This is a genomic window from Elizabethkingia sp. YR214, assembly GCF_003058195.1.
Classification (GTDB): Bacteria; Bacteroidota; Bacteroidia; order Flavobacteriales; family Weeksellaceae; genus Elizabethkingia.
Genome location: NZ_QBUH01000002.1, coordinates 331426 through 346720 on the forward strand (window position 1 = coordinate 331426; position 15295 = coordinate 346720).

At 33.6% G+C, this 15295-nt stretch carries 14 protein-coding genes; 11 read left to right on the top strand and 3 right to left on the bottom strand.

Annotated features, from left to right (window positions below; genetic code table 11):
• The first annotated feature begins 51 nt into the window (after positions 1-51).
• Complete coding sequence (locus tag C8J95_RS04640) at positions 52-984, top strand: YeiH family protein (protein ID WP_107809031.1); 933 nt, start codon at positions 52-54, stop codon at positions 982-984.
• Positions 985-998: 14 nt separating this feature from the next.
• Here C8J95_RS04640 and C8J95_RS18775 read toward each other — a convergent pair whose 3' ends face one another.
• Complete coding sequence (locus C8J95_RS18775) at positions 999-1151, bottom strand: hypothetical protein (RefSeq protein ID WP_009084707.1); 153 nt, start codon at positions 1149-1151, stop codon at positions 999-1001.
• Between the two features lie 318 nt (positions 1152-1469).
• Between C8J95_RS18775 and C8J95_RS04645 the strand changes: the two genes are divergently transcribed.
• The 10 genes from C8J95_RS04645 to C8J95_RS04695 all read left to right on the top strand — a co-directional run bounded on the left by C8J95_RS04645 (position 1470) and on the right by C8J95_RS04695 (position 13354).
• Complete coding sequence (locus C8J95_RS04645) at positions 1470-2951, top strand: hypothetical protein (RefSeq protein WP_107808952.1); 1482 nt, start codon at positions 1470-1472, stop codon at positions 2949-2951.
• Between the two features lie 459 nt (positions 2952-3410).
• Positions 3411-4043, top strand: a complete 633-nt coding sequence (locus C8J95_RS04655) for a hypothetical protein (RefSeq protein WP_107808954.1) — start codon at positions 3411-3413, stop codon at positions 4041-4043.
• A gap of 107 nt (positions 4044-4150) precedes the next feature.
• Positions 4151-4678, top strand: coding sequence for a hypothetical protein (locus tag C8J95_RS04660; protein WP_255412716.1), 528 nt, complete (start codon positions 4151-4153; stop codon positions 4676-4678).
• A 241-nt stretch (positions 4679-4919) separates the two neighbouring features.
• Positions 4920-5177 carry a hypothetical protein gene (locus C8J95_RS04665; RefSeq protein WP_107808955.1) on the top strand — a complete coding sequence of 86 codons (258 nt, stop codon included), beginning with the start codon at positions 4920-4922 and terminating at the stop codon, positions 5175-5177.
• A 107-nt stretch (positions 5178-5284) separates the two neighbouring features.
• The gene (locus C8J95_RS04670; RefSeq protein ID WP_107809033.1) at positions 5285-5989 is read left to right on the top strand and encodes an SMI1/KNR4 family protein; all 705 of its coding nucleotides are present in this window, start codon (positions 5285-5287) and stop codon (positions 5987-5989) included.
• Between the two features lie 35 nt (positions 5990-6024).
• Entirely contained in the window at positions 6025-6483 is a 459-nt protein-coding gene (locus tag C8J95_RS04675) for a hypothetical protein (protein WP_255412717.1), read from the top strand.
• A 60-nt stretch (positions 6484-6543) separates the two neighbouring features.
• Entirely contained in the window at positions 6544-7761 is a 1218-nt protein-coding gene (locus C8J95_RS04680; protein ID WP_107808957.1) for a hypothetical protein, read from the top strand.
• 224 nt (positions 7762-7985) lie between these two features.
• Positions 7986-10451, top strand: a complete 2466-nt coding sequence (locus C8J95_RS04685) for a tetratricopeptide repeat protein (RefSeq protein ID WP_107808958.1) — start codon at positions 7986-7988, stop codon at positions 10449-10451.
• A 62-nt stretch (positions 10452-10513) separates the two neighbouring features.
• Positions 10514-12721 (top strand): ATP-binding protein, encoded by a 2208-nt coding sequence (locus tag C8J95_RS04690; RefSeq protein ID WP_107808959.1) that lies wholly within the window; start codon positions 10514-10516, stop codon positions 12719-12721.
• A 3-nt stretch (positions 12722-12724) separates the two neighbouring features.
• Positions 12725-13354: a response regulator transcription factor gene (locus C8J95_RS04695; RefSeq protein WP_059155790.1), complete on the top strand. Its 630-nt coding sequence runs from the start codon at positions 12725-12727 to the stop codon at positions 13352-13354.
• A 70-nt stretch (positions 13355-13424) separates the two neighbouring features.
• Here C8J95_RS04695 and C8J95_RS04700 read toward each other — a convergent pair whose 3' ends face one another.
• Both C8J95_RS04700 and C8J95_RS04705 read right to left on the bottom strand, forming a co-directional pair.
• Complete coding sequence (locus C8J95_RS04700) at positions 13425-13991, bottom strand: hypothetical protein (protein WP_107808960.1); 567 nt, start codon at positions 13989-13991, stop codon at positions 13425-13427.
• Between the two features lie 204 nt (positions 13992-14195).
• A complete protein-coding gene (locus C8J95_RS04705) occupies positions 14196-15257 on the bottom strand; it encodes a resolvase (protein WP_107808961.1) in 1062 nt (353 codons plus the stop codon).
• Positions 15258-15295: the final 38 nt, after the last annotated feature.

The window sequence follows — 15295 nt, forward strand, 5'->3', positions numbered from 1 at the left end:
TTAGTTTTTGGAATGTTTAATTCCGAGCTTTGCTTCATGAAATTTAAAATTATGAAACAAGCAACTCTACTTCAGAAAATATTATTCTTTGTATTGCTTATCTTTTGTGTTACACCATTTGTGGAACCACCATTGGCTTTAATATTAGGATTCGTGGTAAGTTTTTTTATCGGTCATCCTTATATAAAGCACAATTCCGTTGCTGCTAAATATCTGTTGCAATTTTCGGTTGTGGGTCTTGGTTTCGGAATGAACCTTACAGAAGCCATAAAAGTAGGGAAGGAGGGATTGATATTCACCGTAGCTTCAATATTTTTCACCCTTATAGTAGGCCTTATCATAGGAAGATATCTGGAAATTAATAAATCTACAAGTACATTGATCTCCGGAGGTACAGCCATTTGTGGTGGTAGTGCTATTGCAGCATTGGCGCCCGTTATCAATGCCAAAGATGAGGATATTTCGGTTGCTATGGCTTGTATTTTTATTCTAAATGCACTGGCATTACTTATTTTTCCGGTTATTGGCCATCAGCTTAATATGAGCCAGGATCAGTTTGGATTATGGTCTGCTATTGCGATACATGATACAAGCTCTGTTATTGGATCTGCTCAGAAATATGGAGAGGAGGCTTTGAAAATAGCTACTACTGTAAAACTGGAACGTGCTTTATGGATTATCCCGGTTTCTATTTTGCTATCAGTATTGAATAATGGTTCCGTGAAAAAAATTAAAATACCTTATTTTATTCTTGGATTTATCGGAGCAATATTACTGGCATATTATTTTCCACAGATCAAACCTTTTGGTGAAGTAATGGTTTTTACGGCTAAAAAAGCATTGAATATAACATTATTCCTAATCGCATCCGGACTAAGCATTAGCTCAATAAAAAAAGTAGGTGTAAAACCTTTGGTACAGGGTGTACTTCTCTGGATATTTATCTCAGTAGGTTCTTTGTTGGTAATAATGGAAGTGGCATAAGTTATTTTGTATACCTATTTAAAGCATCCTTTCAAGGCATCAGCTCCAAAATAGAAAACCACCAGCCATACCAGCCCCTTCACTGTAAAGAAGATTAAACCTGCCCAGCCAACTCTCTTAAACCATTTTTTAAACTTCGATTGATTCTCTTGTGGTAAATTCTCCATGTTAATAATACATTGAGAACAAAAATAAGCAAATATTATAATATTTGCTTATCTTATTTGTATTAATTCTAATTAAGATAATAGGTTTAGTCTAATAAATGAAAAAGACTATTGGAAATCGCATATAATAGTTGTTTTAGTAACTAAATATGAAAGGATAATTAAAGTTTTAAACTGAAAATCTTTTTAGAAAATTGAAATTTATAAAGAAAATAAGATTGCTTTTTTATGACTGCAAAATATAGCCGATAATTGGGATTGTATCATTTTCTATTTCTCTTTAATATTGACACCATATGATGAATAAAATCTCGAAGTATGAGGACAGTAGTATTGAGAAGCTTTTTTATGTTGACTTCTTTCATAGCCTGTGCACAGGAGAAAAAAGATAACGTTTCGGTAATTTCTTCAAAAATGAAAACCATAAATAGTGTTCCGTTCTTAACGAAGCAGAATAATTTTATCTATGTAGATAGAACGAGTTTGAAACCTGTTATTAATCAAAAATTTAGCGGGGCATCTACATTTACACCCACAGGTTTTGGAGTTGTCAGAAATGAAAAAGATGAATATGCTACAATAGATGAACTAGGGAAAATTGTTTTGGGTTACTCCCCTGAAAGTATTGAGCTGGATGTTGTAAACGGGCTTACATTTTATAAAAAAGATATTGAATACAAAAAGAAAATGCCTGTATGGAAATGGGATTGGAATATCATGGGGAGCGGCATCAATAAAGAACAGACCTACCATAAATTTGAAATTGGCGTTTTGGAGACCAGGCAAGTTTTACTTAGTGTGGACATCCCGTATCTGGAAGATAGCTATTCTCTGAATTTTGTTTCTGTAGATGAAAATCATGTTTTTTGGAATGGGAGTCTTTATGAAATCAAAAAAAACCGCTTACATATAGTTGAGGACAATATCGCTGGTTTATTAGAAGATAAACGCTTTATCAAAGCTTCAAATTCAACTTTTTCGGTATATGGATTGAATCAGAAAAAAGCAATTCATAATAGCCTGAAAGGTACCGAAACACTGTCAATCCGGTTTGGTAAGGAAGATATAATACTAAATGAAATTAATAAGGAACGATATAAGCCGGATGTTCCCAAACTTTTATCAGATAGCAAAACCAGCGATATCTATGCCTTTCCGCAATATGATAAGATGTTTCCGAAAGAAATAACAAAGGCGACAGCTTCGCAGATTGATTTTATTAAAAAAACATCTTTGGTGTATTCTATTACCAATTCACCTTACTTTTTGTTAGGTGTTTTTAATTACGATCACGATGTTTGGGCATACGACTGGCTTTATATCGATACCAAAGGAAATGTTACAGATAGCATCGATACTTACAACTTTAAGGTTTTGGATCAGGTCGGATATTTGGTTTGGCCAGATAGGAAAATGATATTACCCAATAAGTTCAATGACAAAAACTGGAAGTTTGGAAAAATAAGTTACTATCAGGGTATGAATGATTTATACCTTATCCGTATTGAAGACGGAAAAGAACAAAAAAGCATAGGCTTGTGGAACAGCAAGACAAAAACCTGGGAGATAAGTCCTGAATACATATACATCTCGGTTTTGGACACAGAAAAAGAAATCTACGCTCTTCAAAAAGAGAAGAATGGTTTGTATACACTTTATGATAATAAGAATAAAAAAAGTATTGGATCGAAGGCATATAAATCCATTAGTTCGGATGGATCGGTGAGTGTTAAGCTCAATTCAGAAGAGACCATTTATTACTACATCGATATTTATTCCGGAAAAGAATATAAAGAATAATATCGTAAATGTTATTATAATGGCATTATTGGATAAAAGATCATTTAGGCCTTATAGGTTTCTAAATAGGTTATTCGCTTTATATAAACTTTCAGAAATTCATTCTAACCTCAATATTTAATTTAAACATGTTATCATCCGCAGATTTACACCTGGAAAAAGCTTTGATTCTTACTGCTTTGGTTTTGTTTTTGGGAGCAGGAACTTCTTTTACACTTATTATTTTTATCATTAATTCTATACGAAAAAAACATAAAAAGGTGCTTTACTATGTCCTTTCGTTTCTCATTTTCGGAATTATTGTAGTAGTTTTAGCAGCATTATATTTCTACAACATTTTAATTGAACATCCTGGATCCTGAAGCGGTTACTAAAAGTGAGATAAACCAGAATATATAAAACCAATTCAGAACAAGGATAAAAACATAATTAAACAATACACTCAAAACAATATACACTATGATTTTCAGAAAACTATTACCTGTTGTTACCTTTATGATAAGCATGTCATCTTTTGCACAGATAAGAACAGGAGTATATTTTTCTTCAGATAAAAAATACAAAGAGATTATTGAGGAACTCGGAAATCCATTAGAAGGAAATCCGGTGATGATCGTAAAATCCTTTGTTCCTAACCATGGAAGTTATGTTTGGTATCTTAATGAAAAAAAAATTGAAAAAGGGACTTATTTCGAAGGTATTCCCAAAGATTTATATTCAGGGATTTTTCTGGAAGACCACGGTGGATTAATTCCGCAAATAACCTTTAAAGATTTTGCAAAAGATCTGGGACAACCTATGTACCTAATTAACTATTGCGAAGTTGGCGATGCAGACAAAGATGGTTTTCCGGAGTTTTACCTTACTTATTTTGGAGAATCGGATGGATTAGATGCCAAGCCATTGAAAGTTATTGTTTATACAAAGAGAGGTCAAAAGACACTTTCAAAATCAAAAATTACAGGATGGATTCCATATCAGGAAGAAGATAAGTATCGCGAAGAAAGTGATGCAAGTTTCAAGTTATTACCAAAAGCAATAAGACTGAAAGCTGAAAAAATATTGAAAGATGCCAAGAAGGGGATACAATAGAATATGATCATTGGTGAAATTTTATAAAAACCACTATTATCAGGGATATTTTCATCCAATGCCTTTTTTTATCTTTAAATCAAAGATTTATCAAAAATAATGTAGTAGTGAAGCAACTCATAATTTTAACTTCATTTTTGACTTTGTTTGGCTGTGAAACAAATGCTCAGAAACTGAATACTACGACGATTTACTCTGAACCAAAACGGAGTACAAGAGAAGTTCCGGAAACGGGAACTGTACATAACTATACAACGCGTAAAGAAGTTACTGAGCGTTTTAACCCCATGATTGTTATGATTTCCAAAAATGCTGAAATACTGAAATTTCAGATACAGGGAAATATAAGTTCCGGCGGACTCAACATTAATCAGGTTAGGAAAATTCGTTTTGAAAAGGGAGAGCAGAATGGTAATAGTATGACGCTGAGATACTATGTAGAAATCAAAAAGATTCCCGGTAAAGAAGGCTCTGATGTAGTGGGTTATAATTATACAAAAGATGAAACTTATAAAATTCCGAGCGACGTTAAAATAATAAAAATTGAATTGTACGAAGAGCGAATCAAGGATACATCAGGTAGATCTACAAAGTTTATTACAGAAAAAACTTTTAATTTCTTTGTAAGAATATAAATAGCTAAGTACATAAACATACCGGGAGAGCCAATTGTAGAAAATAATAGCGCATTAGCCATCAACAACGAAGGCAATACGAAAGTAAAAGAACTATTGGATACTTTCTATACTTAGAACGAAATAACGTCATTTTGATGTTAACAGACATTTGCAATGAGCAGGGTTTCGCACTTCGCGGACAATTTAGGGGTAAAAATGCTGACCGACCGTAAAACCCGAAAACATTATAGCCAATTATATGAATGACACACTTAACAACTTTAAAGTTACAGACAGGCAAAGCTTCATTAGGTTTCTTGACTTATTATGTAAGGACCTTTTAGACAATCCTGAAAATTGGGAAAACAAGACATTGCCTGACTTTCTGGAAGCGTTAAGTGTATTCACCGAGGACGTTCAGGGGTATTACAACAATATGAAACTCGATATAAATGCTGACAAGCCAGACTGGTCAACCTTTGCAGATATTTTTAAAGGTGCGAAGGTTTACGAGTAAAGATGTCACCATGCTAATAAGCTGTGTTCTAATATTTTTGATCAAAAATCCACCGTTATAGTCTGGGAAATACCAGAAATATTTAGAGAAACTGTTTAAACATGCCTATGAATACTTTAGAAGACTTAGAAAAAGAATTTAACTTTACTTATCCGGAGCTTTATAAGCAATTATATGCCGATAAAATGCTCGATTGGGGTTCTGATGGAAACGGCTGGTACACTAATGTTTTTCCAACGTTAAAAGAAAATCCGCCTTTGCTTCTGTTTGGAAGTGATATCGAAATTTGGGATCCGATTGTTTATCGCGATGGAATCGGGGAAATGATTAACCACGAAATCTACGATATAAATCCAAAATACAGGATGGTTCCCTTTGCAAAAAATGGTGCCGGAGATTTGTATGTCTTCCAATTGGATATGGAGAATAATGGTGAAGTTCCCATTACTTTTTTCGGTCATGATTCAGATGCTGAAATTTTAGCCAAAAATCTGCAGGATTTTATCTTCAGACAGCTTTTGGAATCTCTAACCGAAATAGATGAATACTCGATGTTCTATGAGGATTCTGAAGAGAAAATCAAACAGAACCTGCATAATCAGCTGAAGACACACCGTAAGTATTTAAAAGCTGAACAAGTTGAAATTCTGGAGGATTTTTACCAGCGTGATATTTTTGAATATACTTACAAAACACCCAATGGCGGTGAATTTGAGGCAAAAGGTCTGCTGACTTTTGACGAGCTTGAAAAGCTTATTAATCAGGAAATGGCATTTGAAAAATTGAATATAAAATTTGATTATTGGAAATAGAGTAATTGACTCAATAATTATAAAAAAACACAATGATGAAAAAGAATATTGCTTTCCTGATTTTGAGTGCGCTGCTGGTTGTGTTCTACAATTGCAAAGAATCGGAAAGAAAAAAAACAATTTTTCCGAATTATCTGAAAAATACCAACTGGATTGTTAATGAAGGAGGACTTATAGCTCCGGATGGCGGGAAAACTTATTATATGTCTCCAAGAATTGACACTGCAGTTATTTTCAACTTTCATGCTGTTAACTTTTTAGATGAAGAAAAGTTCAGCAGTTATGATAGTTGGGAATGTGGAAATGATTGTTTCACAAAAATACACGGAAGGTATTATTTTACAGAAGCTAACCAGATAAAAATGGAAGTTGACAGTATTAGCAAGTCCGATTTCTGTGACGCGGCAACACAAATTTTCAAACCATCGAAAGAAATGGTTTTCGACCTTGTAAAAGAAGGAAAGCAGTTAAAACTAATAAGAAAAGATAAGTAGAAGATTGTTAAATTAATGTTGAACTTCTAAAAATGGATTATAAAGCAAAGACAACAGTAAATGGAGAATAAAGAAACCTGGATAGAAGGAGATACGCTTTTTTATAAAGATCATGGCAATATTGAAAATGCAAATATTCACTCACTAAAATATGCATATGTACAGATTTTAGGAGACGTACCCTTTCTGTTTGTTTTTGCAGATCACCAACACTATATATCTACTGAACTCAATGGTTTTGTAAATGTCTATCAGGAATTGTCAGATCGGTTTCATTTTGATAATGAAACCTTTTTTGCAGTATGTAAAGCCGGAAATGAAGATGATAAAGTAAAAATTTGGGCAAAAAAAATGCCTCGGAATTATCAGGTTCTTGACGAATATCCGGATGATGTCGATTTTGGCTACGAAGTATATGCACAGCCCCGACAGATGATGTCTTGGGATACTACTTACGAACAACTGGAAGCATCGGGTTGTGTAGAAGCTTATTTTACCGATTTCGGAGCTAAATATTTAAGATTTAAGTATCCGGTTCGAATAGAGGGTATTCTTATAGATCAATTAGAAATATATGCAGACAATGTTAGTACCAGTCGTCCTGTACAAGATTTCTTCGTAAGCCTGTACGAGGAAACCAATACTGATAAAAGCTATAAACAATTGCAGGGACTTTGGATTGATGACGATATTGATATTAATCAATACGGTTATGAAAGGGAAGACCAATGTTATTTGCAATTTGTTTTGACAAACGGTATAAATGCCTCTATTTGCTATACTTATGATAAAGGTTATTCTTATGACGATGGCAGCACATCACTTCATTTCTATAACAAAAGGGAATACAAATATTTTTTAGAAAATAAAGAATACGAAGAAGTGATGGAAATATCCGGATTAATACCATTCCATAACAGATTGGAACTTAAAGTCAATTATATAGATAATGATAGTGTTAAGCACATTCCGCTAAAGGTAAAAGAGGTATTGGGAGAGAAAAGTGGTATATGGATAGACAATACAAATCATAAAATCGGATTTGCGGGAATAGACACTGCATTGATTCTAGACCTTGAAAAAATTAAATATTTTACTTTTCAAAATGTTCTTCCGGCAAAAGGAGCAGGGTATGCTGATCTTATTGTTCATCTTAGTACCGGAAATTATCTATACGTTTTTATAGAAGATACTTATTTCTTCGATCAATTTGCACAGCAATTGGAGCAAATGACTAAAAAAGTGGTTGAAATTCCTGAAGCATATTATAACTGTTAAAATTATGTATATTGAAGTATAGTGAAGGAATGGCCAGGTCATTTTGTTGTAATATAAATCGGAGAATTATATAATTATTTAAAGTCCTTCGACATGCTCAGCATGACAACGTTAAAATTGAGGTGTTAAGTATGAAGAATGTCACTCTAAGCCAATAATACAAACCTGCAAAATCACTGTAAACAGGGATGTTTTAAGATTACCGGATTTGGTAATTTTAGCGAATGGCACACCGTATTTATTTATACAACTACGATCAGAAAACAAATCAATCATTCGATACCTATTTGGGCGAATGGAACTATGAAATTCCTTTATTATTATACCCTCTCATTGCAGAAGATATAAGAGTAGAAGGTGTTGAGTTTTTCTCTGACAAAGAGCAGGGAATTGTACAGCTGCGTTACTTCTTCAATCTACTGGCTGATACCTATCAGCTGCATTACAAAAAAGCTTACTACGAACCTGTCAACAAAATGTTTGAGTTTTTGGAAGCATTGCCTTATGATTGCTTCGTACTGAATGCGACAGATGTCTTCAATATGAGTGAAGAAAAGCACAAAGTACAGGCAAAGGAATGGCTTGTGGAGATTCAGCAAAAAAGCAAGCAGTATAAAAAAGCGGTAGAAACCCAGAATCTTTCCTCATTAGATTCTTTGTTTTCACAATACGGTTATTCCTCATTTCTCGATATTTTACAAACCGACTGGATCAATTACGGATTGGGATATTTTGAAGAGCTTGCTTACAAGAAAATAGCATCTTCAATATTTGAAGAGAATGGAAAATTTGGTTTGAAGAATTCAAAGGGTAATATTTTAGCGCCGGCTATTTATGATGATATTTTTGAAGCAGATTATTATTACGGTATATCAGTAGTTCAAAAAGATGGTTTGTTCGGTTACCTTCAAAGTAACGGTAAAGAATTAGTCCCTCCGGTTTATGAAGATGCCTTTGATGTATTCGATTTTGAATCGGAACCTTTGGGCGAAATAAAAAAGAATGGGAAAACAGGAATTCTAAAAGTTTATTCGAATACTTGGGTACTTCCTCCTGATTATGACTCAACCGAAGTAATCACTTATGGCTATTTATGTGTGGAAATAGATGGGAAATATGGAGTTTCTAATTTTGCTGAAATGATTATTCCTCTTGAAAGTGAGAACCCATACGAATATGATTATTTTCCGGAACTGTTTTTTACCAAACAAAAAGGAACCAGCAAACGCAGATATTATACAAAAGAAGGAAATTATCTGGGTGATTTTGTAGAAGAAAGCATTGTAAAAGCGGGTGCCTGTTTCTGGGTTAAACCAAATAAGTTTGATAAAAAAGGCAGGCTGATAGATGAAAAAGGTAATCCTGTAATAGAGGAGGCGGATCAGTTGATGCTATTGGAACGTTTTGATTGTTTGGCGGTTTATAAAGATAAAAACTGGAAGATTTATAACACCCTGAAACATCAGTTTCTATTAGGAAATGAGCAGATTACAAAAGTAAACGGGAAACCGAATATCGAATATAAACACAATGTTTTTACACTGGAAACCCAAAACGGATTAGGTCTTTTTGATGCCGACAATGATATCTGGTTAATTGCTCCCCATTCTGAAATTAAACAAATTCATTATTTGGAAAATGGATTTCTAGTGATTCAAAAAAAGGATGGATATCAAGTATTTGATTTCGAGAATGGTTTGTCCGAAAAGTCGTACGACTATATTTCTAATCCTTTAAATTATAGAACAGAAGAAGGGCTGCTGTTTCTGTATTTGGGTGATAAGATGTTCAGGATGAATGAAGATAAAAGCATTCAGCCGGTAGATATATCCGAGTATGGTTCTGTTTACCTGGATCGCTATTCATTCCGGGGAAAAGATCTGGAGTACTTTATTTTATTTTATAATCGATGGAAAGACATAGCAGGTCATAATTCCGAACAATTCATGGATGTAGAAACCATCAAAAAGATGGCTTTTGATGCAAAAGAAAATGAAGATTATAAAGAAGCACTTCGCCTGTTTGGATTGTCTGCTCAAAAGAATGATCTGGATAGTTGGGTAGAAATTGGTCTGTTGCTCACTGATCCTGAAATTGAAGAATTATTTGATCCCAAGAATGGAATAGCCTATTATGAAAAAGCAGCACAACAAAATCATCCTGTAGCCTGGAATAATATTGGCGCTTTGTACCACAACGGCACCGGGTATTCATTTAATATCAAGAAAGCAATTAAGGCTTACGAAAAAGGGGCAGAACTTGGCGACGGAATGGCGCTTACCAATTTAGGTGATCTATATTATTTTGATGAACATGTAAAGCAGGATTATAATAAAGCTTTGGACTTTTACCAAAAGGCAGAGAAAAAGTACTATTATAACTACGATAAAATATCAGAAATATATTATCAGTTAAGTGATTATAAAAACCTTCTGGATTACCTTAAGAAAGATTATGAGCAGACTTATTCCGGTATTTATTATGGTATTCTCTATGAACAAGGTTTGGGCGTAAAAACAGATTTGAAGAAGGCTATTAAGTACTACGAACAAGCTAATGCTTACAGTGCTTACGAATATGCTACACAACGTTTGGTATACTACTATGGCGAAAGTTTGGAATTTAAAAATGAAAAGAAATACCAGAAATGGAAGTCTTTCGCTGAACAAAATGATTTCGAAATTTATTAGAAAGTATTTTATCTATATTTACGTTCCTCAATATAATAAATCTTAATAGAGAGAAGGGTTTGATGTACAGGTTATTACTTATATTCACTTTATTTATTTGTCCGTTTTTTGTTCAGGCACAAGATGCTTTGAGCAAATTAGAAAAGGAATATAATAATGCTTCAGACAAGACAACGGAGCAGTTAAACATAGCTCCTAAATATGCTACTGCCTTATTTTTCCATAACCTCAAACCGAAATCTTACCAGATTTTAGCAAATAATATTTCCATAGCAACAAAGCTGACTGATGGGAAGTATGCTACTATTTTATATGCCGTTCAGGCAATGAATTACAGACTTGATAATAAAGAAGCAGAATCTTCAAAAAGTCTGGAAATGGGAAAGGTTTATAGTTTAAAAACAAATAGTAACGAGGCAAAAGGATATCTGGAATATGCAAGAGGTTGGATTCTCACCCGTAATAACAAAATTACTGATGCCGTGGCTGCTTACCTGAAAGCCATTAATTATTACGAAAATTCACTAACAACTTCTACACTTTATGGAAGATACGGAAATACAGCCAAAGAACTATCCGCAATTTATGCTGACCTGAACGAATATCAGCTGGAAGAAAAATACAGCAAACAGTTTTTATTATTAGCATCCAAACAAAATGATCCCAACCTGATCTTCGATGCCTATATGAGAATGGGTTATATGTTTGAACAAAAACATGTTCAAAACCCTTCTGATAAGCAGTTTAGGAATAAAGCAGAACAATATTATGTGCAGGCAATTACGACCTTTAACAAAAATAAAGGGTCTATGCTTAATAAGAGCAATCTTTCTTATGCAGCCATTAATCTAGCCAATTTATATACTGAGTTTAATCCGGAAAAAGCCATGGAATATGCTCAATTAGCCAATAAAGTAAGCCTTGAAACGGGTGATGCTATTCATATCGCTTCTTCGTTTGGAATTTTGGCAGAGTTGGCCATACAGAATAAGCACTACGATTTAGCTAAGTCTTATTTTCTGAAAGCCTCTATGGAAATCGGAAAAAGCCCTGTCAGAAACCATAATATAGAACTATCTATTCTGGAGTCTCTATCCCGAATTAGCGAAGAGCAGGGTAATTATAAAGAAGCACTTGTTTATTATAAAAGTTATGTTGATAAATACAAAAGTGTCTATGATCAGGAAAAACTGGATATTACCAAAAGATTGGAATCTCAGTTTGAAAAAGAAAGGCAAGAGCAGAAATATATAAAGCTACAACTGGAAAGCGATAAAAAAGCACAGGAAATCAAGTTGATAAATATACTTAGGACACAACGTGAACAGGTCTATAACAACCTAAAACTGGTAGAGGAAAATCAGCGGGAACGATTAAAGTTTTCAGAACTAGAATCAGAGAAAAAAGAACAACAACTTCGTCTGGCAAAGTTAGAAACCAGACAGAAGAATAATGACATCAATAACTATAAGAAACTATTGGCTTTCAAAGAGAAAATCAATACCTATTATACTATTTTTATTGTCATTTTTATTGTTTTAATTCTCTTATTACTTTACGCCTATAAGCAACGTGCCAAGTCTATGAAACAAAGAGACGAACTGCATGCTCTGGCTATGGAAAAAGAGAAGCAAAATTCAAAAATATCAACACTTACAGCATTGCTGGAAGGCCAGGAGCAGGAGCGTGGTCGTTTGGCTCGTGATCTTCATGATGGTTTAGGAGGCCTGTTATCGGGTACTAAACATCAGCTTTCTTATCTAGATCCTCATCAATCCGAAAATATAGAAGAAGGCATTTCAAAATCGATTAAGCAAATTGATGGTGCTGTAGAAGAACTAAGACGTGTAGCACACAATTTAATGCCGGATTTATTGGTGAAATATGGTTTGGAAGTAGCAATCCAGGAGTTTGCTTCCCGTATATCCAATAATGCTTTAGATATCCATACCGAATTTATCAACTATGGTAATTCCTTGTCCGAGGAAAAGCAATTGATAATCTACAGAATCATTCAGGAATTGGTGAATAACGCCATAAAACATGCTGATGCCTCCGAAATTATTATTCAGATAAGTCAGGAAGAAAACATGCTCAATCTTACAGTAGAGGACAATGGTAAAGGTTTTGACCACAAAGGACTAAACGTAAAAAAAACAGCTGGTTTTCACAATATAGAATCAAGAGTCCAATTTTTAAAAGGAACGATGAATATCATATCCGAATTGAATATTGGCACCAGTATAGAACTTCAAATACCTATTCATTAAAACATGATAAAAGTAGCTATAACAGACGATCATCCACTTCTACTAGAAGGACTGAAGAATATTTTGGGAAATAGCGACACAATAGATGTTGTAGACTGTTTCCGAAACGTTTCGGAAATGAATGCAGGTCTTGCAAAACAAGCTATCGATATATTATTACTGGACATCAATCTGGTAGATACCAACAGTATCGAACTCATAAAACCTCTAAAGAAGAAGTATGGAAATCTCCAGATTATAATACTCAGTGTTCACAATGAGCTGCCTGTAATTAACAGTACTTTGGCTGAAGGGGCATTAGGATACATCCAGAAAAACGCTTCGGTTTCCGAAATCCTGGAAGGAATTAATACGGTATATGCGGGTAAACAATTTTTGTGTTCACAAACCAATTCTGTCCTTGAAAAGAAATCGCTGGATGGGCTAAATCAGGTTCCAAAACTAACACGAAGAGAAAAGGAAATTTTAGCCGAAGCGGCGAAAGGACTTACTACCAACCAAATGGCAGAAAAGCTTTTCATCAGTCCGCATACAGTAGAAAGTCACCGAAAGAATCTTATCGAAAAATTTCAAACTTCCAATCTTAGTTCAGCGATTAAACTTGCGATAGAATACGGTTTGATTATTGAATAAAATAAAAAAGCCTGCTCACATATTGTAAGCAGGCCTTTTATATAATCAAGTTAATTCGGTGCGTGATAATTTAGTCTTTGAATTTTAACGTAGCACGAAATAGATTTTTCTTACCTATTAAATCATATTCGTTATTATATACCGGCTCATACATTAATACGTAAGCATTTCCGTTAAAATCCTTTAAACTGATGGGCTGGTCTACCATGATATCATAAAACCTTGTAATGGTACGTGTAGCAGTCCACTGCTTTAAATTTCCTTTAGGATTTTTGTCGAATCGGTGATCTTTAGCATCTGTATAGTACCAATATGATGGTGCAGTATCCATTAAAAACAATTCTTTGTCTTTGTTGCACAGCTCTTCTGCCATACCTGTATTCTGAAACCATGCAACCTCCGGATTGTAAGTGTCTGCAGCCACTGTGTAAATATTCTCGTCTGTAGTTGCTCCAATTAGAAAACCTTCCAGATTTGTAGAATTGATTTCAAACAAGAAAGGAGATTTTTTAAGTTCATAAACATCATTTACAGGCTGAACTACTTTTCCGTCTTGTTTAATAACTACTTTTAAAGACTGTGCAAAAGTGATAAGGCTTAGTAAAGAAAAAAGAATTGTTAAACTTATTTTTTTCATTGTATATCTTTAAATAACTGTAGCAAAGATATTGGACTTTGTTTCCATATACACTGGCTGGTTTCAGGGGTTTTTAGCTTGTTCTTATCAGTTATTTAATAATGAAAAGCATTTTTTGATACTGTTAAAATTTTAATTTAAAATGATGTTAGTCTGTCGAACTATTGAAGAGTATTAACTATAAAACTTAAAACATTCTCTTTACTAAAGCAAATTAGGTTTTAACTGGATTTTTATAAATGCTGCTTTCTGCTTTTTACCTTTAGCTGATGCTGAATTTAGTGGATAGACTTCAGCATAGAAAGTATCATTTTCTGCCCAAAATGCTTTTTTTTCATCTGCTATTTTGAAGTTGGTAAAATTCACATATAAAAGATTGTCTTGTTTTTTTGTTTGTGGAAAGTATTCACCAATCACAAAATTGCTTCCTACATCATTATTGGATGAGACAAAGGAAATCCGGTTCTTAACAGGGAGAATTTGTGGATAGCCACTTGTAGCTAAATCAAACATCACTGCATCTTTTACATTGAAAAAAGAATAGTAAGGATCTGTAACTTCGTTAGAATTTCCTTTAAAAACTTCCATGTTTAAGGCTGAAGATCGTCCTATATATTCATTAGCAAGAGGTCCTGTCTCTGTAGATATATCTTTATGCTGTGTAATGATTTCTTGTTTGCCATTTTCAGTATATATCCAGTTGTTGTCTTTCAGCGTTATGTGTGGATTTTTCACCAATACTTCATCAATTCGCTTTTTTGATGCTGTTTTAAATTCCTGTTCTGACACTTCATCAATTGTACCATATTTATTAAAAGATTTATTCTTAAAGTCGTCAGATTCTTTAAACGTACTGCTTCTTATTTCATAAAGATTTACACCTTTTAAAGTTAGTTCAAATGCTGCTTTAAATTCCGATTTTAAGACAAAAGCTTCAATGCTGTTCGAAATATTATTATCAATACTGAAGTGAATAGAGTAGAAGTCATCAAATTCTTCAAACCCATAATAATTATCGAGTTTATTATTAGCTTTTTTAAGATAAGCAGCATTTTTATCAGGATATACAAAAAACTGTACAGAATCTAGTTTGGTAAATAGCTGAAATGGTACATCCTGTATATTATCTACTCCTTTTATCTTTTTAAAATCGGCAAATGTTATGGCTTTTTGTGTGATTTGAGTTTCAGAAGTTTCATTTTTAGAATTGCATCCGACAAGAACAACCAGCGTAGAGGATATGAAAAGTTGATTGAAGATTTTCATTTTATATTTTTGAACAAATGTATCAGTCTTCGTATTGG